Below are 17,897 nucleotides of genomic sequence, written 5' to 3' on the forward strand. Positions count from 1 at the left end.
TTGAATGATCTCCTGCCTCTGATGAAAACAAAACTTGCCCGATGCCGGTTCCAAACAAAGGTTAAGGATGCGGTTGCCCAAACGTGGAAGGGTCGAAGCCAGCAAGGAGATCCGTCCATGAAGAAAAAGCGCAATCGCAGCCGCCCGGCACTTCCGCTTCAGGAGCGCCTCAAACAAATTGCCTTTCGCGCCCGCGAAAAGGCCGAGGGCTCACCTCCAGGACAGGAGCGTGATCGCCTGATACGGGCGGCGGTCGCAACCGAGTCGGCAGCCGCCCTCGAACGTTGGTTGACGTCACCTGGATTGCAGCGCCCGAAATAGCGCTGCGGTCTTCCGGCCTATCTCGTTTTGCCGGCGCAGACGTGAATGACATACAGCGGATTTGCAAACTCGTCGGTGACTTCCATCCGCCAATCCTTTCCCGGACGCAGCCTTCCATCGAGATCCTGAATGATCTGCCCCGCCGTCACGGTCGCCTCCCGCCAGGCGGCTTGCAGGTCGGGCAGTTCTTCGCCTTCCTCGTCCAGTTCAGCCCTGTCGTGATACACGTTAAAGAAGTAACGCGGCATGCGGACTGTTCCTTAATGTGGGGCGCTCTTTTCGATCCGTACGCCCTTGAACTTCGCGGCCGCTTTCTTTCGGGACGGTTGCCTCACCGCCATGTCCGTCTCCTGTGTTGGCTGCATGACATAGTAAGGAAGTCATGACCTCGCCAAATGTTCCTGCCAGAATGGAGCCGCCGCCGCGCGATGTGCGGTAGCGAGAGCAAAGACAGCGGCGCGCTATGCGGCCGTTCGCCTCTCTGCCGAATTTGGAACGAATTGAAAAAAAGCCAGCTTGATTCGCGGTTCTGCAGTCTGGGAGTTGGTGATGCGTAACGCCGGCTCGGGTCCGTCGATTGTGCCCCACAGTGACGAGCACGACGTCTATATCGTCGAGCATTTGTCCGTGGAACACGGCCAGGTCTGGGCAGAGGTCAGTTCCGAGGCTACGGGATTTGAGCCGGTTGTAATGGACCTGCTCACCGGCCAGTACACCAACCCGATCCGGGTGGTTGCTTTCAATGTCGCCGGGGGGTGGTGTCGTGACGCCTCTGCGGAGGTCGCACACGAGTTGCGGCGACGCTGCGACCTCCAGCTACGCGATATTCCGTTTTTCCTGCAGGATTTTGTCGATCGCTACGAGGGCCGCTATCAGGACATCCAGTTGCCGCTGCCGATGCGGCTGTACTAGGACTGGCTTTTCGGCGCTGACGCCTATCGCCTGGTTTCCTCCACCGTTCCGCGCAAGCCTGCGAAGCTCACGATCCGACCGGCAATCGCGCTGGCCGCAACGGTGGACGGGCTCGCCAGCCAAACCTGTCCCGGCCCGGAGCGACCTGGAAAGTTGCGGTTGATGGCACTCACCGTCACCTGATCGGCCCGCTCGGAAACGCCGGGACCAGCGTTCACACAGGCGCCGCATCCCGGCTCTATCAGCTCGACGCCCGCGCGGTTGAACACGTCGAGCATCCCGCTCCGCAGGCAGTAGTCGCGAACATCCTGGCTGCCAAACTGAAGAAAGAAGCGGGTGCCGGGAGCGACCCGCATGCCGCGCTGCGCGGCCCATTGCAGCACGGCATGGTAATGCAACAGATCCTCGCGTTTGCCGCCGGTGCAGGAACGGCCATAGGCGATATCGATCCGTACTGTCTCCGCCAATTCCGATATGGCGATGCCGTGACCGGGATCACCGGGCCTCGCCAGCATCGGCTCGAGCCGGTCGCATTCGACATCGATGAGATGAGCCACCTCAGCGCCCTCGTCGCTGCACATCCAGGGCTCAAGCTGCATGTCGATGTCACGGCGCTCTTTCAAGAAGCGGCGCGTCTCCTCGTCAGGCACCACAATGCCGGTGAAGCCGCCGATCTCCGCCACCATATTGGTCAGAGTCGCCCGCTCATCCGTGGACAGGCTGGACAAGGCTTCACCGCAATATTCGATTACTTGCCCAATGGCTCTTCCCTCGCGCACATAGGGCAACCGCAACAAGTGCAGGACGATGTCCTTTGCCTCAACACCGGCCGGTAGCCGGCCGTTGAGCCGCACGCGGCACATCCGGGGCGCTTCGACGCGCACCTCTCCCGTCATCCAGGCATTCGCCATTTCCGTGGTGCCGATGCCGAATGCCAATGCACCCAGGGCGCCGCAATGGGGCGTATGGGAATCGGTGCCGACGACCAGTTGACCAGGCTTCACGTAACGTTCGGCCATGATCGAGTGGCTGATGCCTTCCGATCCGTCGCGGTCCGCAAGGTAACCGTGCAAACGCAGCCCCTGCGCCTCGCAGAATTGCTTTTGAACCTTGGCCAGCGCCTGCGCCGCTTCGAGCAGACCACGGGCGCGCCGTTCGGGTGACATGCTCCGGTGGATGAAGGGCAAGTGATCGCCGAAGCAGACGATGCTGGCGCGATCATGCAGCGTGATCCCGCTGCCCATCTCACGTTCGAGAAAGCTGATGCACATCGGCGACACGTGTTCATGGGCGTAGCGCCAGTCTGCCCTGACAAAGATTGCGTCCCCGGGACGCACCGCTCCGGCCTCGCTTGCGCTAGCGCGCGCGATGATTTTTTCGGCATAGGTCATCGGCCGTGGTGCCGCGGCACGCACGGTTTGCGACCATCCGTTCTGCCGTGCGCGCGTCAGCTTGAACAGCCCTCCCCGGCGAATGAGCTCGGCGGTGAGTTCGTCCTCGCCTTGGGTGAACTCGCTGATTGGAACGCTCTCGCCGCGGCGGATTCGTTCGATCAGCCCGAAATCGGTCGAGGTGTAGATGCCGAGATTACGGCAGTTCTGGCGGTAGATGCGCTCGAAACTCTCGGCGATCACCAACCGGATGCCGGCACACCACTCGGCATAAGGGCTGGCCTCGCGCGACGAGCCCTTGCCGTATCGGCGCCCCGCTACCGTGATGCCGAACCCACCGGCTTTGACGCTGCCTGCTGAGACCGGCAACCGCTGGCCGCATTTCAGCCCGATATGGGGATATTCCCCGAGCTTTTCGTCATAGTAATAGCAGATCCAGGCCGGCGTGATCTCGTCGGTCGATACGTCGCTCCGCAGCGGCAATGCGTCGGCTCGCGAAACGTCCTCACCCCGCAACTGCCTCTCCATGACGTCAGCGTCTTCGGAGAGGAACAAGACACGGCCGTCAAATCGCACCTGTTCGTTCGATGGCGTGACCATGACAGGCTCACTCGCCGGTGATGCCGAGGGCGCGGACAAGTTCACCCCGCGCTTGATAGTCGACCGCGATCTGGCGCTTGAAATCATCAGGCGTGCCACCAACGGCGACCATGCCCTGCTTGTCCAGCCAGCCGCGCATCGTGTCGGTAGCAAGGATCTGGTTCACTTCCTTGTTCAACGTCGCGATGACAGACGTCGGGGTCTTCTTCGGCAGCATGAACCCGATATAGCTGATGATCTTGAACCTTGCGAAGGTTTCACTGATGGCGGGAACGTTGGGCAGCAACGGGAAGCGCTTCTCTGACGTGACGCCGAGCAGCTTGATCTTACCGGCCGCAGCCAGCGGCTCCACTGCCGTGGGTGCACCGAACAACAGCGGGATCTGGCCGCCCAAGAGATCATTCACTGACGCCGCCGTTCCCTTGTACGGAATGTGGGTCATGGTGAAGCCGCCGTATTTCTGCAGCATCTCGCCGGCGAGGCGGTGCGGCGTCGAGCTGCCGGAGCTGCCGAAACTCAAATTCTGCGCCTTCTGCTTGCCCAGCGCGACCAACTCCGCAACCGAATTCGCCGGCACATTGTTGGCCGCGGCGAGCAAAAGCGGCGACCACGCGACGTTGACGACCGGCTCCATCGCGGTCGAAAGGTCGAAATGGTTGCTGGTGGCGAGGTGTGGATCGATAGTGACCATCGCATCCGTCACCATCAGGATCGTGTATCCGTCAGGCTCGGCGCGCGCCGCCGCCTGCGCCGCGATCATGCCGTTGGCGCCCGTCTTGTTCTCGATGACCACGGATGTTTTGAGGTTCTCGCCAAGTTGCTTGCCGATGGTCCGGGCCAGCGCGTCGGCCTGTCCGCCCGCGGAATAGCCGACCAGGATGGTAATCGACCGCGACGGGTATGGTTGCGCGTTGGCGTTGAGCACCATCGCCATCAGCGCGATCGCAGCGATTGCCCCGCCAAGAATACGTGCCTTCGCTCGAAACAATCTGTCGGAAATCATGTTCCGCCTCTTCCCTGACCACTAGCGTTATGAAGACGGTTGGACTGTTCTTTTCATTGTTCGCTTCTTGTTGTTCGCTTCTATGCGGGCACGCTCACAGCCGCGCCCAGCACACCGGCCGCGCGCAGATCGGCAATTTCGTGCGCCGAATATCCGGCCGCCTGCAAAATTTCATCGGCGTGCTCGCCGACCCGCGGCGGCTGGCGTGCGAGGCCCGGCCGTTCGCGGGCCTCACCGAACTCCACCGGCAGCGCCGGAATTCCAACCAGCGGTCCGCCGCCGAAAGCCGATACGGCAGTTGCGAGCAGGCCGCCATGGGCAAGCAGATGCGGATCGGTCGACAATTCGTCGGGCCGCCCCACGCGCGAATAGGCGACCCGCGCCGCCTCGCACTTTTCGAGGATTTCGTTCAGCGGCAGTTTCGTGATCCGCCGCTCCAGTTCGGGGAGCATCCACTCGCGCGCCTCGCAACGATTGGCGTTGCCAACGAGCCTCGGATCATCGCGCCAATCATCGAAGCCGAACGCGTCGCAGAAGCGCTGCCAGTGTCCGTCCGACGTGCAGCCGATGAAGACCTGACCGCCATCGGAGGCGGTGAAAACATCGTATACGCCCCAAGCATTTTTCCGTGCCGGCATCGGCGGCATCGGCCCACCGGTGACGGCGCTGCCGACGACGACCGCGCCGAGCATGAAGGTTGCGCTTTCAAACAGCGAACTCGCAACCTTCTGTCCCACGCCGGTGACGTCGCGCTCGCGCAGTGCCGATAGCGCGGCCACGACGCCGAACACACCGCCAAGAATGTCGATGACCGGCGCGCCGGCGCGGAGCGGCCGGCCGGGCGGCCCGGTCATATAGGCAAGCCCGGACTGCATCTGCACCACCTCGTCGAGCGCACCGCGGTTCTCGTAGGGCCCCTTCAGAAAGCCTTTCATCGAGAGGTACACAAGACGCGGGTTGATCTTGTGCAGATCCTCCCAACTGCACTTCAGCCGCTCGATGGTGCCCGGACCAAAATTCTCCAGCACGATATCGGCGTCCTTCACCAGCCGATGCACGATCGCCTGTCCCTCGGGCCGCTTCAGGTCGATCGCGATCGAACGCTTGTTGCGGTTGTAGGTCGCAAAAAAGCCGGCGGCGAAACCCGGCAACCGGCGCGTCGGATCGCCGTCGGCCGGCTCGATCTTCACCACGTCGGCGCCGAGATCAGCAAACAGGACACCTGCGCACGGCCCCATAATGGTGTGACCGAAGTCGAGCACCTTCAGTCCCGTTAACGGCCTGGAGGAAGTCGTCATGCTGCCCGCCTCCTGAATGCGGCGAGCGTTCCCGATCGCAGTGCTGCGCTCGGCAGCCGGTGTCCGACGATCCGTTCGGCAAGCCGCCCGGCCTCGATCAGCGCCTCGATATTCAGGCCGGTAGAGATGCCCATCTCCTCGCACAGCAAAGCGAGCTCTTCGGTGGCGATGTTACCTGGCGCGCCGGGTTGGCCGGCGAACGGACAGCCGCCGAGCCCTGCCACCGCCGCATCAAAAGCCGTGACTCCGAGCCGCAAGCCCTCATAGGCGCAGGCGATGCCCTGTCCGCGCGTATCGTGAAGATGAAGCGCGATCCGCAAGCCGTCCCAGCGCTCGCGAACGGCACCGACCGCTGCCGCGACCCGCCTGGGCGTGGCCCAGCCCATGGAATCCGCCAGCGCAACGTCGCGGACCTCGATGTCCGCTTCGCGCGCAATAGCGAGCGCGTCCGAAACCGTCGCAACGACCTCTGCCGGCGAGACGTCGCCTGCAAAGTTGCAGCCGAACGCGGCCATGACGATGATCTTCGCAATCGGCACGCCGGCTTCGCGGTGCAAGCGCACATACTTGCGCATGGCTTGGACCTGTCCGGCGCGGTCCCGATTGAGGTTCCTGATCGCGAACGGCTCGGATGCGCTCAGCGAGATGAACCCGGCAAGGGTCAGCTTGTCCCCGAACGCCAGCGCGCGCCGTAAGCCGCTCTCATTGAACCACAATGCGGAGTATTCGACGCCTTCCCGCGGGGTGAATCCTTCAATTACGGCTTCAGCGTCAGCCCAACCTGGGACGTGCTTGGGATTGACGAAAGAGGCGATCTGGATCCGGCGAAGGCCGCACGCGGAGAGCGCGTCGATCAGCGCGATCTTGTCGGCGGTCGCGATCGGGCCCGGCTCGATCTGAAAGCCTTCGCGGGGCCCCTCCTCGCAGATGACGACGCTATCAGGCAGGTCCATGCGCCGGCGCTCCTCCGGGTCGTCCTTGTTGTTTGCGGGCGAGCTTGCCGTGTGCATCGGTATCTGACAAATATAACATGAAGATCATTTTGTTCTAAAAACTAGATGGCAAGGGCGGGTTCTATGGCGCTTGGATTGCGGCAGCTTCGCTATTTCATCGCCATCGCCGATGCCGGCGTGCTGTCGCGGGCCGCGGAGGCGCTCAACGTCGCGCAGTCGGCGTTGAGCCATCACGTCGCCGCGCTCGAAGCCGATCTGGGCATCAAGCTGCTGGAGCGCAGGCCGCGCGGGATCGCGCTGACCGCAGCCGGCCGACGGCTTTACGAGCACGCCAGCGCCGTGCTTTCGGCGCTCGGCAAGGCGGAAGAGGATGTGCGGACTTTCAATGAGGCCGCGACCGGTCCGGTTTACCTCGGCCTCAGCCATACCGCGATCTCCATGGTCGCGCTCGACGTCATGAAGGCGGTGCGAAAAAATTCCCCTGGCGTACACCTGACGGTCGTCGAGGCGCTGTCGCCGGCGCTGATCGAGCGCGTCTTCTCAGGCACGGTCGATCTCGCACTCACCTACAATCCGCCCCGGGATGCCCGCCTGGACGTCGAGTGGCTGCAGGAGGAAGACCTCTATCTCGTCGGGCATCCGAGCTTGATCGGCCGATCATCCAGTCCGATCGCCTTCTCCGCCATTCCGCAACGAAGCGTGGTTGGACTGACGCCAATGCCGGCATCGCGGGCCATCATCCAGACCCAGGTTCTCCGCAATCAGATCACGCCGAGCGAAACGCTCGAGGTCGATTCGTTGTCGGCATTGCGAATGGCGCTCGAGGCTGGTTTAGGATGCGCGATCCTCTCCCGCGCAACCGTTCTCGCCGACTTGGCGGCGAAGAAATATCACGCACGGCGCATCATCGATCCGCCGCTGACGCGCTCGTGCGCGCTGGTTTCGCTGGCGGACCGGCCGCGGACCAAGGCGTTCATCGAGGTTCGCGAGACAATGGTCGAGGTGGTCCGCTCAGCCGTCAGCGCAGGGCGATGGCCTGCTAAGGGAAACGGCCGGCGGAGCAAGCGCGCCGCGATCTAGATCAGACCCCTGCAATACGAGTCTCAGCAGCACGAGCTCTGGGCTGTCGTACCTGATATTGTCGGCAGCTTCGGATGGCTGCCCGCGGGATTATCCGGGCGGCATTCGCTCGAATTTCTGCAACGAAGGATCCATCGTGTCCCACGCATGGCCGCGGATGGTGTATGTGACCACCTCCGGGTTGAATTGGCCAGGGTCGTCCAGGCTGGTCGCGTGGACCGCTATCGGCTCCGGCTTGGCGACGAATGTGAGGTAGACCGGCGTTCCACAGGTCGGGCAGAAGGCGTGGACCTTTTCATTGCCGTTGTCGTCCGCCACCCGCCATTCTTTCGCTTCGCCCGCAATCGTCACATCGGCTCGCTGGGGGAAGGTCAGATAGGATCCATGCCCCGTGCCACTTCGTTTCTGGCAATCGCGGCATTGGCAGTGGTTCTCGAAGATCGGTTCGCTGCTCGTTTCATAGCGGATCGCGCCGCACGCGCATCCGCCGGCATAGGACCTGGTCATTGTCATTCTCCCGCTGGCAGACTCTTGAAGGGATCAGGCCGATTTCGGCTTGGCGAAGACGTCGAGGCCGTGGCCGGTTTCCAGCAAGGATTTCAGGCTGGCGAGGACAACCGGCCAACCTTTCTTGATGCCATTCGCCATCCCGCTGCCGGCTTCGAGTTCGTCATGGGTGACCGTCAGCCGGGCCATCTCCTCGTATTCCTCGATCTCGAACGTCACCCGGCTGTAGGCTGAAGGATCGGAGGCCTGCGACGCATTCGCCCAGGTGATGACGAGACGGGTCGGCGGCGAGACCTCGATGACCTTGCCGACCAGTTCGACAGTCCGCTGATCATTGGCACGGACGTGCTGCCATTTGGATCCGGGGTTCCAGTCGGAGACGTTCTCGTGGCCCCAGTAGCGCCGCGCGATGTCGGGCTTCGTGATGGCCTCGAACACCTTTTGCGGCGTCGAGCGAATGTAGGTCACATAGACAAAACTGGTCGTCTCTTTGGTCATTGTTATTCTCCTTCGAGCTCTTTCTTAAGATCGTGCAGCAGGCTGAGCCGCTGTCGTTCGAATTTCCGTACCCACCGCTCGTAAACCTCATGAAGCGGCACGGGGTTGATGAAATGCAGCTTTTCGCGGCCGCGCCTGACCGTGCTCACCAGATTGGCCGCCTCCAGGATTTCCAGGTGCTGCGTGGCGGATTGCCGGGCCATGTCCAAGTTTTCGCAAAGCTGACCGAGCGTCTGCCCGTTCTTTTCACAAAGAAGATCAAGCAGCTTTCTGCGTGTCGGGTCGCCCAGCGCCTTGAAAACCTTGTCGGCCTGCATCGGTCTCACTCTATAAACACAATATGCAGGTAAATACCTGCATGTCAAGCAAGCGGGCAAACCCGCCATCAAGTCATTCGTCACCTTGCTGTGATGAGGGACGGTCGATCAGGACTGGCAACGGATCGCGACCGGATATGGCTGTTGCGGCCACGCTTCCATAGGCCATCGCAGCAATCATCAGCGGCTGGTTGTGGATTCCAGGCCTGGCTGTGTACTGGGACTATTGATCGGCGGACGTCGTGTCCGTGCGCTGACGCGATCGCGCTTCTGCCGCCTGGATCGCGTGCCAGATGCGCGAGGGCGTCGCAGGCATGTCGAGATGGCGCACGCCGAGCGGCGCGAGCGCGTTCATCACGGCATTCATGATCGTGGCGGGTGCTGCGATGGCGCCGGCCTGACCGCTTCCCTTGACGCCGAGCCGGTTGGCGCGGCTTGGAAAATCAGGCGTGAGATCGCCCTCGAACGACGGAAGATCGCCTGCGCGCGGCAGCGCATAATCCATCAGCGAGCCCGATAGAATCTGTCCTGTCTCCGCATCGAACAGCGCGTGCTCGAACAACGCTTGCCCAATACCTTGCGCCACGCCGCCATGCACCTGCCCCAGCGTCTGGCGGGGATCGAGCAGGCGGCCGTAATCGTCAAAGATGACGTAGCGGTCGAGCCTCACCTCGCCGGTCGCAGGATCGATCTCGACCTCCGCGACATGGGAGCCGTTGGGAAAAGTGTAGCGATCGCAGAGATGGGTCGCCCGGTGTGCCAGGCCGGGCGCGAAGTCGTCGCCGGCTAGCTGATAGGAAGCGCGCGCCACCTCATCGAGGCTGATGTCCTGCCCGGTCGCAGCCACGCGCAACTGGCCTGCTTCATACTGAACCGCATCCACGCCGGCCTGCAGCAGGCGCGCGGCAAGCCGCCGCGCTTTTTCGATCAGCCCTTCCGCCGCTATCAAAAGCGCGGTGCCGCCCTGGTGCATTGAGCGCGCCCCGCCATGGCCGCCGCCGGAATCAAGATCGTCCGTATCGCCCTGCCGAAACCGGAAGCGCTCCAGCGGCAGGCCGAGCGCGTCGGCCGCGATCCGGGCGTAGGTGGTCTCATGGCCTTGGCCATTGGAATGCGTGCCGACCTTCAGGTCGATCAAGCCGTCCTCACCGAAACTCACCTCAGCCACTTCATTGGGCTGGCCGCGCGCTGTTTCGAGAAAGCAGGCAATCCCAAGGCCACGCAGCCGGCCCAGCTTGCGCGAACTTCTCTGGCGCGCCTTGAAGCCCTCTGCGGCAGCGGCGGCGTGATCGATCGCGTGGGCAAAGCTGCCCTGCTCGACCGAAAGTCCCATCGCGCTGCTGTAAGGAAAACGACGGATGATGTTCTTGCGCCGCAGCTTCAGCGCATCCATCCCGAGCTGGTGGGCTGCGATGTCGATGCAGCGCTCGATCAGATAGTTCGCCTCCGGCTTGCCGGCGCCGCGATAGGCATCGACCGGCGTCGTATTGGTGAACACGCCCTTGGTCTCGAATGCGATTAGCGGAATGTCGTAGACGCCGCCCATCGCGCTTGCCATCGCCATGGTTGGCACGGCCGGCGCCACTGTCGAGACGTAGGCGCCGAGATTGGCGAACACCTTGGTGTCGAGCGCCAGGAAGCGACCATCGCGATCGAGGGCCAGACGGGCCCTAATGATGCTGTCGCGGCCATGCGCGGAGCCGGTGAAATCCTCGCTGCGATCGCCGATCCACTTGACGGGACGGCCGAGCCGGCGCGCCGCCCACAGCACCAGCACCCATTCCGGATAGAGCACGTTCTTCATCCCGAAGCCGCCGCCGACATCGGGAATGCTGACGCGAAGTTTGTCTCGGCCTACACTAAAGACACGATCCGCGAGCAGATCGCGGATGGCGTGGGCGCCGGCGGCCGAGGCGGTCAGGTGCAGCCGGCCGCTTGCGGCATCGAACTCCCCTATCGCACCGCGGGTCTCCAGCGGCGCGGCGGCGACGCGGTTGTTGACCAGCTCGCATTCCACGACGTGGGCGGCGGCGCGGATCGCCGCTTCCACCGGGCTGATCTCGCCGCGGTTGAACTGAAACGCGATGTTGCCCGCAGCCTCCGGCCAGATCGACGGCGCGTCCGGCAGAATCGCCGCTGCGATCGAGACGACCGGCGGCAGCGGCTCATAGTCGACCACGACGGCCTCGGCGGCATCGCGCGCGGCTTCGGCGGTTTCTGCAACCACGAACGCGACCGGCTCGCCGACATGGCGTACGACGCCGCGCGCCAGCGCATGATAGGGCGGCACCACGAGCGGCGTGGTCATCGGGATGCTGGTCACCGCGCACGGCAGTGGACCGATATCGTCGGATGCCAATTCGGCTCCCGTGAGCACGGCCGCGACGCCAGGCATGCTGCGCGCCGCCTCGATGCTGATCGCGGTGATGCGTGCATGCGCGTGCGGCGAGCGAACGAGGACGCCATGAAGCGCATCCGGCGCCGCGAGATCGGCGACGTAACGTCCGCGCCCCTGCACGAAGCGCACATCTTCAAGGCGGTCGAGGCTACGCCCCAATAACAGCTCGGTCATGTGAAGCTGTATGGAGCCAGCCGGCGGAAAAGGCAAATCGCTAGCCCACCACTGCACCCGCATCTATCGGCGGATGCACGCTCACTGGATGCCGGCCCATCGGCTAGCCAGCGTTAGGCAGACTTGCAGCTCGATAACTCCTGCAGCGCACGCTCGGCAACAGATTTCAATCCTTCCAGCGTATCGTTGCCTCGCCTTGCGGCTTTGACGAGTTGGCTGGCGATATGCTTGCGAGTCTCGTGGTCACCGCCATACGGCAGACCCCCGCACACCTCTTCCAGGGCGACGCCCATCTTCGCAGCCGTTCGCTGATCCAGCTTGATCATTCCGTACCTCACTCGACGGATTCTATTCTGACAATTGCCCAGCCGACGTTGACATTGATGCTGTCCGTCTTCCCTGAGCTTCGCGTTTTCCACCTCGCTCACCAATCGCGCGCTCGACCTCGTCGGCTAGGACGGCCAGGTGATCGGCTAGTCTTGCGAACAACTCACGTTTGTGAGGATTGGTCGCCAACTTGCTGATCAATGCGCAATCCTCCGCATCGGTGCGCAGCCTTTCGAGTTGCGCCTCCATGTCATTCATGGCGTGATTCCTCCCGGCGAAGCGGGCTGACGGCGCTCGCAACCGGCGACCAAAGCCATTCGATCACACGGGACGCCGCTTCGATTTGACGGACTTTTCGCACCAGACGCTCTCCTTCGAGGATTGACAGGAGCGCAACTGGCGTTCTCATCACCGACAACTGCCGGGGGATCTGACGGTGACGCTCAAAGCGTGCGGCTGATGTAGCCAAGTCGCCATAACAAAAGTCATGAGGTGATCGATTTATTGCTGCGCAGCAGGAGGGGCTTGATTCAAAAGCTGAGCGACGGCTGTCGCGATCTGCGCGGGAGCAAAGGGCTTGTTCAAAAGGATGCTGTCAGGCACCCCGTTTGATGCCCACTGATCGGCGGCCGCGCCGGTGATGTAGATAATAGGCATCTGCGGATGCATCTCTCTGGCGCGCTTGGCCACCTCCCAGCCGTTGAACCGGCCTGTGAGATTGATATCTGTCACCAGGGCGCGGTACTCGTCTTGTCGATTTTGCAAAAGCGTGACCGCCTCCTCGCCGGTGGCTGCAATCGCTACTTCAAAACCGCCGTCCGAAAGAGCCTCTTCGATCACACTTTGGATCGACTGATCATCCTCGACGACCAGGATCACGATCGGTTCGTTCCGCACGCCCGTCTCCCGCGCGCCACACGCCTTGGGGCGCTGAGCAGGACTAAGAACGCGCGATCTGTTTCTGTTCCTACAAGAGCTCAGAACCGAACTTAAGTCTGATCAGCCACGGCGAATGCAAGCAGTGAGGGCGCGGCACCGTCCCACTGGAACCATCGGTCCCCCCATGCGTCAGATTTGAGGCTTCCGGTTTCATCCCCGGTCATCTGAAGCATGGAACGCGGCCTCGACGCTCTTCCGCTGGGCGCTGGGGCCGTTTCGTTCCACGAGCCGATGCGTTCGGCGCCTTGTCATACGATCGAGAGCATGCACAACCTCCTCTCGATCGAGAACGGCTAACAGCCGCTCTATCGTCCGCGTTACGTCCCCGGGCGGCTCCGGCGCGATGTATTCCCCAAGGATGCGCCGGGCATCTTCAATGGCCCTCAGTACGACGTCTTCATCCGGGGTGTTCATGTTACGCGCCTCAGCCAGCGCCGACTCAAACCGGGAGGATGAACTTCGTTCCTGCGCTGCTCGTTCGCAATCGGAAAATGGCCGCCGCAGGTTAGGCAGTCCAACGGGCATAGAGGGCGATGTCTGATGCACCACCATGGATGGGTCTTGCACCGACTGTTAGCAGGTGATGGGTGAGAAACTGTTGCGCGGCGACAGCGCGGAAGATGTCGCAGCATGAGGATGGCCCCAGCCGGGGGAAGTGTGCACTACTGCACCGACAGCGGCGGTAAGAGAACGTAAGCTGTTGCACATCACCGCAAGGTATCCGGCAGTTATCGATGACGAGAACGCCAGTTGCGCTCCCGCCTTCCCTGCAAGGAAAGGAACAGCGAATGCAACGACGCCGCCGATTCAAACAAACAACATCACTGGTCGAGCGATTGACCGAAGAGGCGAAACGTCTTCGAAAGGAAGCGCGAGGCACCCCACCGGGGCTCGCGCGGGAGCGGCTAATCCGGAAAGCCAGGCAGGCTGAGACAGCCGTACACATTCAAGAGTGGCTTACATCGCCAGGACTGCAAGCGCCAACCTGAGCCGGAAGAACGCCTTGGAAAAGAACGGCAGGGTGATAAATCATCTGTGTCAAGGTGATTGGGTCCGTGTTCCGAGATCGAATCCGGGCCTTTCAGGAACATTGGGCTGATGGCCGAAATTGATCCTTCTCCACGCGGAGGATCATGAGATGTTTTCGATTTCATCTGGCGAACGAACGACTGCTAAACTCGCAGCCATGCTGGCCGCCCTCACCCTGTTCCCGGGCGAGCTTGCGGCGCAAGGACAGCCCGTCGAAACTGCCTCCCATCTTCCAGTGGCACTGTGGTTCATCGGCGCGGGTGTGCTCGGTCTGGTGCTGGCTTACGGCATCATGCGCAACAGACGCAGGACGCGCGCTGAAAAGCAGATCACCGAACAGGCTACGAAAGACCTTTACGCGCGGGAGAAGCGTGGCTCTTAACTGACTACTCCTGATTGTAGAGTGAGATTTCTCGCAGTGCGGTCAACGAGCAGGGGGCGCAGCACGGCTGAAGCCGCCCCAACTTCGGGGCGCAAATTAGAGCGACCCTAAAGGGCCTGCTCAACTAATCTAGCGGTAGCCCTTGCACTTCATTTCTTCTTTGTATTCGCCGTTGCGCTCCCACTTGCGCTCGATCTTGCAGGGGCCTCGGTAGAACTCCTGCTTGTAATCGCGGTCGTAATTGTAGGCGCGGTGAGCGCCACGATCGTGCCTCCACCGGCCATTGCCGCTTTCGTCTTTCCATGGATCTGCTAGAGCCGGCCCGACCAACGTGGCGAGTACAGCCATTCCCGCGATAGCGCATTTCATTAGAAACGCCTCCGACATAGCGAAAAGGCCCGGCCGGTTTCCCGGCGCGGGCCGCCGCAATCCACTACTGGACTACACGAAGAAAATAATAGCCGAGACCACCGACTACGATGACGGTCGGGACGGCCCAGAGCAGTAGCACTGGCATGATCTCCTCCTCCTTCTAACATGTATAAAACGGACGAAAGAAGACGGTGTTCCGGGAACTGAGTTCACTGGCGGCCGCTTTTAGTCCCGCCGTTCCGGGTGAACTGCGTTCTTTTGCTGCTCAAGTTTCCGAATTGCGGCGGCGGCCAATCCGCGCGTGACTTCGTCCAGTGTCCACTCGGCAATGCGTTTTGTGACGCGTCGATCTTTCTATCGATGAATCGGGAAAGACCGGCAATGCGGCAACCCGACAGCGGCCACCGCGTTGCCTAAGGGAGGAGAACGTACGATGGCGGATGCACATGCTTTGAAAAGGATCGGCTTACTTCTGGCGATCGCAACCTTCGCAGTCACGTCTATGGCCGGAATTGTCGTGAGCGGACATCTCGACGGTACTCCAGTCGAATATCAGTCCAGCCAATAGATAGGCATAAAGGTCGCGATTTAACTGACGCCCCGTACCACAACTAGCCGCGGGCCGCGATGGTCTCCGATGGCCGTTGCCGTTACATTCCCGCTTCCTTTTCCTTCCGCGATCCATTCCGGTTGGCACTGCTGAGTTCCGGCCCTGATCGGCCAGGAAAAAATGGCAATCGAAATGAACCAACGGTTTTAAATCGCTTTGAATCCGCGTTGTGGCGTGGAGTTTTTATTGTGGCGTTTCAGCGCAAGAAGCCGGCGGCGATCGGGACCAAGGCGCCCTATCCGGGCTTCATCGAGCCCGCGCTAGCCGCTTCGACCGAGAGAGTGCCGGGCGGCGATCGCTGGATTCACGAGATCAAGTTCGACGGTTACCGGGTACAGGTCCATCTCGCCAACGGCGCCATCAAAGTTTTCACCCGCCGCGGCAACGACTGGACCAGGCGATTGCGCAAGATCGCCGACGACGCCTGGCATGTCGCTGCCGGCAGCGCGATCCTCGACGGCGAGGTCGTCGTACCCTCCAAGGACGGCACCACCGATTTCTCCGTGCTGCAGAACGAACTGAAGGGAAAATCCAAACGGATTGTGCTGGTTGCCTTCGACCTGCTTTATCTGAACGGCCACGACCTGCGGATGCTGCCGCTGCAGAAGCGCAAGGCGCTTCTGAGAAAAACCATCGCCGGCACCGACGTCCAGTTCAGCGAAAGTTTTGAGATCGACGGCAGCGAGATGTACGCGCACGCCTGCAAGGTCGGGCTCGAAGGCGTCGTCTCCAAGGTGCGCGACAGCCGCTATATCTCCGGCCGCGTCAACGATTGGGTCAAGAAGACCTGCGCGCAACGCGAGACGCTGACCATCGCGGGCTTTGCACTCGACGGCAATGACTGGGACGGCATCTATCTCGGCCGCCGCAGCGGCAACGACCTGGTCTATGCCGGCAAGTGCGACCACGGGTTCGATAGGACCTCGGCCGGCGAATTGCGCAAGCGTCTCACGCCGCTGATCCGCAAGAGCCAGCCTTACACCAAGAGGATCGCGCACAAGGGCATCTGGGTTGAGCCAGAGCTGCTGGTGGAGGTCGAATACCGGGCCAAATCGGCCGAGGGCAAAGTCCGGCATCCGTTCTTCAAGGGCCTGCGCGAGGACCTGTGATGCCCAAGGACGCCTTCGATCAATGGTGGGAGTGGTCCGAGAAGCCGCCTGACAGCAAACTCACAATCCCGGCTGCGATCCACGAGCCCATCATGCGGCTGACGCCGGACCAGCGGCGCGATCGTGACAAGGTCAACGAGGCGGTATGGCAATGGCGGGGAAAATGAAATCCCCAAGCCATACCCGACACGACTGAAAATGACCTATCGGACGAGAAGCCGCTGCGGCGCAACGTGCGCCGCGAGATCGATTAGCCGACGATTTCGTTACCGGAAAAGAACTGCGCGATTTCGATCGCAGCGGTCTCCGGCGCGTCCGAACCGTGCACCGAGTTCTCGCCGATCGACTTAGCATGGAGCTTTCGGATCGTGCCCTCCGCCGCCTTCGACGGATCGGTGGCGCCCATGACGTCGCGGTATTTGGCGATAGCGCCCTCACCTTCCAGCACCTGCACCACGACCGGGCCCGAGGTCATGAAGTCGACCAGTTCGCCGAAGAACGGACGCGCCTTGTGAACGGCATAGAAGGTTTCCGCCTGTTCGCGGGTCATGCGAATGCGCTTCTGGGCGACGATCCGCAAGCCGGCCTTCTCGATCAACGCGTTGACGGCGCCGGTCAGATTGCGCGCGGTCGCGTCCGGCTTGATGATCGAGAAAGTGCGTTCAATCGCCATTGTTTACGTCCTTGCAAAACACGCCGGTTGGAGAGTTGCGGGGCTTATATCGGCGCCACCTCGCGACGGCAAGCCACCCGGTAACGCGTCTGCCACCCCTTTTGGGCGCCCTTTCGTGCGGCACATCACCCCGTGGGGGCGAAGATTGCGGCAATTTCAGGAAGGTGAACCCACTCTGTAACCTGCGTCACGCCGCCATTCAGCTCAGCGCCCGTAGACTTTCCGACGATCGGACACCGGGCCCGCATCCGCGAGGTCCGGCGCGTTACGGGAGGCGATCTCACCGATGGCGCGCACCCCGCGCCTAAACCTTGAGGAGACGATCATGTTACGCAAACTCTCGCTCGTTGCAGTGGCCGCGGCTTCGCTGGGCGCGGCTGCGCTGGCGCCGACATCGGCCTCGGCCGGCGGCTGGCGTCACGGCTGGCACCATCATCATCACCATCACGGCTGGCATCATCACCATCACGGCTGGCGCCCGCGCGTCATCATCGGCGGCCCTGCCTATTTCGGTGGCTATGGTGGCTGTTACGTGCGGCGGCTGGTTCCGACCCCCTGGGGCCCGCGCTGGCGGCTGGTGAACCGCTGCTACTGAGCTGGTTTGAGCTTCCTCCTGAATGACGCCCCGGCCGCCGCGCCGGGGCTTTTTTGCGCGGAAGCGAACAGCCAGCCGTGATTCGACCACTTGCACGCGAATGCATGGCTCTGCACGGAAACCAATTTCGCGACTGTGACTTGATCCATCATCATTCAGCCTCGCGAGGACGCGAGGTGGAACTCGGCAAGAGACCGCCGATGGATGGCCGAATCATCAGAGACTTCGAACTAATCGATCACAAGACATGCGTATCGATCTGCGACGCCATCGGCGAACGGCTTCAGCAAAATTTGCGCCCCGAAACTGAACTGCCACCGCGGCTACGAGACCTCGTCGAAGAGCTGCGCCGCCGCGACAACGAGCTGCATTGAGGGCCGCTGGGTAGCTGATTTGACCGATAAATGAG

General features: G+C 62.1%; 22 protein-coding genes. 8 read left to right on the forward strand and 14 right to left on the reverse strand.

Annotated features, from left to right (window positions below):
• Window positions 1–117 precede the first annotated feature (117 nt).
• Window positions 118–321: a hypothetical protein gene (locus IVA95_RS17195; RefSeq protein ID WP_213247709.1), complete on the forward strand. Its 204-nt coding sequence runs from the start codon at window positions 118–120 to the stop codon at window positions 319–321.
• A gap of 17 nt (window positions 322–338) precedes the next feature.
• On the opposite strand, the gene IVA95_RS17200 is transcribed toward IVA95_RS17195, so the two are convergent.
• Complete coding sequence (locus IVA95_RS17200) at window positions 339–569, reverse strand: hypothetical protein (protein ID WP_247511540.1); 231 nt, start codon at window positions 567–569, stop codon at window positions 339–341.
• A gap of 301 nt (window positions 570–870) precedes the next feature.
• Between IVA95_RS17200 and IVA95_RS17205 the strand changes: the two genes are divergently transcribed.
• A complete protein-coding gene (locus tag IVA95_RS17205; RefSeq protein ID WP_247511541.1) occupies window positions 871–1,233 on the forward strand; it encodes a hypothetical protein in 363 nt (120 codons plus the stop codon).
• A gap of 23 nt (window positions 1,234–1,256) precedes the next feature.
• Here IVA95_RS17205 and IVA95_RS17210 read toward each other — a convergent pair whose 3' ends face one another.
• The 4 genes from IVA95_RS17210 to IVA95_RS17225 all read right to left on the reverse strand — a co-directional run bounded on the left by IVA95_RS17210 (window position 1,257) and on the right by IVA95_RS17225 (window position 6,478).
• On the reverse strand, window positions 1,257–3,224 hold the full coding sequence (locus tag IVA95_RS17210) for an aconitase family protein (protein WP_247511542.1): 1,968 nt from the start codon (window positions 3,222–3,224) through the stop codon (window positions 1,257–1,259).
• A gap of 7 nt (window positions 3,225–3,231) precedes the next feature.
• Complete coding sequence (locus IVA95_RS17215) at window positions 3,232–4,227, reverse strand: tripartite tricarboxylate transporter substrate-binding protein (protein ID WP_247511543.1); 996 nt, start codon at window positions 4,225–4,227, stop codon at window positions 3,232–3,234.
• A gap of 80 nt (window positions 4,228–4,307) precedes the next feature.
• Window positions 4,308–5,525: a CaiB/BaiF CoA-transferase family protein gene (locus IVA95_RS17220; protein ID WP_247511544.1), complete on the reverse strand. Its 1,218-nt coding sequence runs from the start codon at window positions 5,523–5,525 to the stop codon at window positions 4,308–4,310.
• On the reverse strand, window positions 5,522–6,478 hold the full coding sequence (locus IVA95_RS17225) for a hydroxymethylglutaryl-CoA lyase (protein ID WP_247511545.1): 957 nt from the start codon (window positions 6,476–6,478) through the stop codon (window positions 5,522–5,524). The genes IVA95_RS17220 and IVA95_RS17225 overlap by 4 nt, the downstream gene beginning before the upstream one ends.
• 123 nt (window positions 6,479–6,601) lie before the next feature.
• On the opposite strand from IVA95_RS17225, the gene IVA95_RS17230 reads away from it, so the two are divergent.
• Window positions 6,602–7,558, forward strand: coding sequence for a LysR family transcriptional regulator (locus tag IVA95_RS17230; RefSeq protein WP_247511546.1), 957 nt, complete (start codon window positions 6,602–6,604; stop codon window positions 7,556–7,558).
• A gap of 90 nt (window positions 7,559–7,648) precedes the next feature.
• Here the strand turns inward: IVA95_RS17230 and IVA95_RS17235 are convergent, their stop codons facing one another.
• The 7 genes from IVA95_RS17235 to IVA95_RS17265 all read right to left on the reverse strand — a co-directional run bounded on the left by IVA95_RS17235 (window position 7,649) and on the right by IVA95_RS17265 (window position 12,676).
• On the reverse strand, window positions 7,649–8,065 hold the full coding sequence (locus IVA95_RS17235; protein WP_247511547.1) for a GFA family protein: 417 nt from the start codon (window positions 8,063–8,065) through the stop codon (window positions 7,649–7,651).
• Between the two features lie 33 nt (window positions 8,066–8,098).
• Window positions 8,099–8,563, reverse strand: coding sequence for an SRPBCC family protein (locus IVA95_RS17240; protein WP_247511548.1), 465 nt, complete (start codon window positions 8,561–8,563; stop codon window positions 8,099–8,101).
• A gap of 2 nt (window positions 8,564–8,565) precedes the next feature.
• Window positions 8,566–8,880 carry a helix-turn-helix domain-containing protein gene (locus tag IVA95_RS17245; RefSeq protein WP_028346460.1) on the reverse strand — a complete coding sequence of 105 codons (315 nt, stop codon included), beginning with the start codon at window positions 8,878–8,880 and terminating at the stop codon, window positions 8,566–8,568.
• A gap of 223 nt (window positions 8,881–9,103) precedes the next feature.
• Window positions 9,104–11,452, reverse strand: coding sequence for a xanthine dehydrogenase family protein molybdopterin-binding subunit (locus tag IVA95_RS17250; RefSeq protein ID WP_247511549.1), 2,349 nt, complete (start codon window positions 11,450–11,452; stop codon window positions 9,104–9,106).
• A gap of 113 nt (window positions 11,453–11,565) precedes the next feature.
• A complete protein-coding gene (locus IVA95_RS17255; RefSeq protein WP_247511550.1) occupies window positions 11,566–11,778 on the reverse strand; it encodes a hypothetical protein in 213 nt (70 codons plus the stop codon).
• Window positions 11,779–11,800: 22 nt separating this feature from the next.
• Window positions 11,801–12,037, reverse strand: coding sequence for a hypothetical protein (locus tag IVA95_RS17260; RefSeq protein ID WP_247511551.1), 237 nt, complete (start codon window positions 12,035–12,037; stop codon window positions 11,801–11,803).
• Window positions 12,038–12,280: 243 nt separating this feature from the next.
• Window positions 12,281–12,676 carry a response regulator gene (locus IVA95_RS17265; RefSeq protein ID WP_247511552.1) on the reverse strand — a complete coding sequence of 132 codons (396 nt, stop codon included), beginning with the start codon at window positions 12,674–12,676 and terminating at the stop codon, window positions 12,281–12,283.
• Between the two features lie 1,180 nt (window positions 12,677–13,856).
• On the opposite strand from IVA95_RS17265, the gene IVA95_RS17275 reads away from it, so the two are divergent.
• The gene (locus tag IVA95_RS17275) at window positions 13,857–14,129 is read left to right on the forward strand and encodes a hypothetical protein (RefSeq protein WP_213247808.1); all 273 of its coding nucleotides are present in this window, start codon (window positions 13,857–13,859) and stop codon (window positions 14,127–14,129) included.
• A gap of 129 nt (window positions 14,130–14,258) precedes the next feature.
• Here the strand turns inward: IVA95_RS17275 and IVA95_RS17280 are convergent, their stop codons facing one another.
• Window positions 14,259–14,498: a hypothetical protein gene (locus IVA95_RS17280; protein WP_247511554.1), complete on the reverse strand. Its 240-nt coding sequence runs from the start codon at window positions 14,496–14,498 to the stop codon at window positions 14,259–14,261.
• A gap of 801 nt (window positions 14,499–15,299) precedes the next feature.
• Between IVA95_RS17280 and ligD the strand changes: the two genes are divergently transcribed.
• The gene (gene ligD, locus IVA95_RS17285) at window positions 15,300–16,220 is read left to right on the forward strand and encodes a non-homologous end-joining DNA ligase (protein ID WP_247511555.1); all 921 of its coding nucleotides are present in this window, start codon (window positions 15,300–15,302) and stop codon (window positions 16,218–16,220) included.
• The gene (locus tag IVA95_RS17290) at window positions 16,220–16,387 is read left to right on the forward strand and encodes a hypothetical protein (protein WP_247511556.1); all 168 of its coding nucleotides are present in this window, start codon (window positions 16,220–16,222) and stop codon (window positions 16,385–16,387) included. Before ligD ends, IVA95_RS17290 begins: the two co-directional genes overlap by 1 nt.
• Before the next feature lie 83 nt (window positions 16,388–16,470).
• Here the strand turns inward: IVA95_RS17290 and ndk are convergent, their stop codons facing one another.
• Window positions 16,471–16,893, reverse strand: coding sequence for a nucleoside-diphosphate kinase (gene ndk / locus IVA95_RS17295; RefSeq protein WP_225669291.1), 423 nt, complete (start codon window positions 16,891–16,893; stop codon window positions 16,471–16,473).
• A 325-nt stretch (window positions 16,894–17,218) separates the two neighbouring features.
• On the opposite strand from ndk, the gene IVA95_RS17300 reads away from it, so the two are divergent.
• Window positions 17,219–17,488, forward strand: coding sequence for a sulfur globule protein precursor (locus IVA95_RS17300; RefSeq protein ID WP_213247734.1), 270 nt, complete (start codon window positions 17,219–17,221; stop codon window positions 17,486–17,488).
• Between the two features lie 200 nt (window positions 17,489–17,688).
• Window positions 17,689–17,862, forward strand: a complete 174-nt coding sequence (locus IVA95_RS17305) for a hypothetical protein (RefSeq protein ID WP_247511557.1) — start codon at window positions 17,689–17,691, stop codon at window positions 17,860–17,862.
• Window positions 17,863–17,897: the final 35 nt, after the last annotated feature.

The sequence above is a fragment of the Bradyrhizobium sp. 157 genome (assembly GCF_023073815.1).
In the GTDB taxonomy this organism is placed as follows: Bacteria; Pseudomonadota; Alphaproteobacteria; order Rhizobiales; family Xanthobacteraceae; genus Bradyrhizobium.

What these genes read in the sequence shown, in the direction of transcription:
- IVA95_RS17195 (WP_213247709.1), top strand. Translation starts at nt 118, where the DNA reads ATGAAGAAAAAGCGCAATCGCAGCCGCCCGGCACTTCCGCTTCAGGAG.
- IVA95_RS17200 (WP_247511540.1), bottom strand. Translation starts at nt 569, where the DNA reads ATGCCGCGTTACTTCTTTAACGTGTATCACGACAGGGCTGAACTGGAC.
- IVA95_RS17205 (WP_247511541.1), top strand. Translation starts at nt 871, where the DNA reads ATGCGTAACGCCGGCTCGGGTCCGTCGATTGTGCCCCACAGTGACGAG.
- IVA95_RS17210 (WP_247511542.1), bottom strand. Translation starts at nt 3,224, where the DNA reads ATGGTCACGCCATCGAACGAACAGGTGCGATTTGACGGCCGTGTCTTG.
- IVA95_RS17215 (WP_247511543.1), bottom strand. Translation starts at nt 4,227, where the DNA reads ATGATTTCCGACAGATTGTTTCGAGCGAAGGCACGTATTCTTGGCGGG.
- IVA95_RS17220 (WP_247511544.1), bottom strand. Translation starts at nt 5,525, where the DNA reads ATGACGACTTCCTCCAGGCCGTTAACGGGACTGAAGGTGCTCGACTTC.
- IVA95_RS17225 (WP_247511545.1), bottom strand. Translation starts at nt 6,478, where the DNA reads ATGGACCTGCCTGATAGCGTCGTCATCTGCGAGGAGGGGCCCCGCGAA.
- IVA95_RS17230 (WP_247511546.1), top strand. Translation starts at nt 6,602, where the DNA reads ATGGCGCTTGGATTGCGGCAGCTTCGCTATTTCATCGCCATCGCCGAT.
- IVA95_RS17235 (WP_247511547.1), bottom strand. Translation starts at nt 8,065, where the DNA reads ATGACCAGGTCCTATGCCGGCGGATGCGCGTGCGGCGCGATCCGCTAT.
- IVA95_RS17240 (WP_247511548.1), bottom strand. Translation starts at nt 8,563, where the DNA reads ATGACCAAAGAGACGACCAGTTTTGTCTATGTGACCTACATTCGCTCG.
- IVA95_RS17245 (WP_028346460.1), bottom strand. Translation starts at nt 8,880, where the DNA reads ATGCAGGCCGACAAGGTTTTCAAGGCGCTGGGCGACCCGACACGCAGA.
- IVA95_RS17250 (WP_247511549.1), bottom strand. Translation starts at nt 11,452, where the DNA reads ATGACCGAGCTGTTATTGGGGCGTAGCCTCGACCGCCTTGAAGATGTG.
- IVA95_RS17255 (WP_247511550.1), bottom strand. Translation starts at nt 11,778, where the DNA reads ATGATCAAGCTGGATCAGCGAACGGCTGCGAAGATGGGCGTCGCCCTG.
- IVA95_RS17260 (WP_247511551.1), bottom strand. Translation starts at nt 12,037, where the DNA reads ATGAATGACATGGAGGCGCAACTCGAAAGGCTGCGCACCGATGCGGAG.
- IVA95_RS17275 (WP_213247808.1), top strand. Translation starts at nt 13,857, where the DNA reads ATGTTTTCGATTTCATCTGGCGAACGAACGACTGCTAAACTCGCAGCC.
- IVA95_RS17280 (WP_247511554.1), bottom strand. Translation starts at nt 14,498, where the DNA reads ATGAAATGCGCTATCGCGGGAATGGCTGTACTCGCCACGTTGGTCGGG.
- IVA95_RS17290 (WP_247511556.1), top strand. Translation starts at nt 16,220, where the DNA reads ATGCCCAAGGACGCCTTCGATCAATGGTGGGAGTGGTCCGAGAAGCCG.
- ndk (WP_225669291.1), bottom strand. Translation starts at nt 16,893, where the DNA reads ATGGCGATTGAACGCACTTTCTCGATCATCAAGCCGGACGCGACCGCG.
- IVA95_RS17300 (WP_213247734.1), top strand. Translation starts at nt 17,219, where the DNA reads ATGTTACGCAAACTCTCGCTCGTTGCAGTGGCCGCGGCTTCGCTGGGC.
- IVA95_RS17305 (WP_247511557.1), top strand. Translation starts at nt 17,689, where the DNA reads ATGGATGGCCGAATCATCAGAGACTTCGAACTAATCGATCACAAGACA.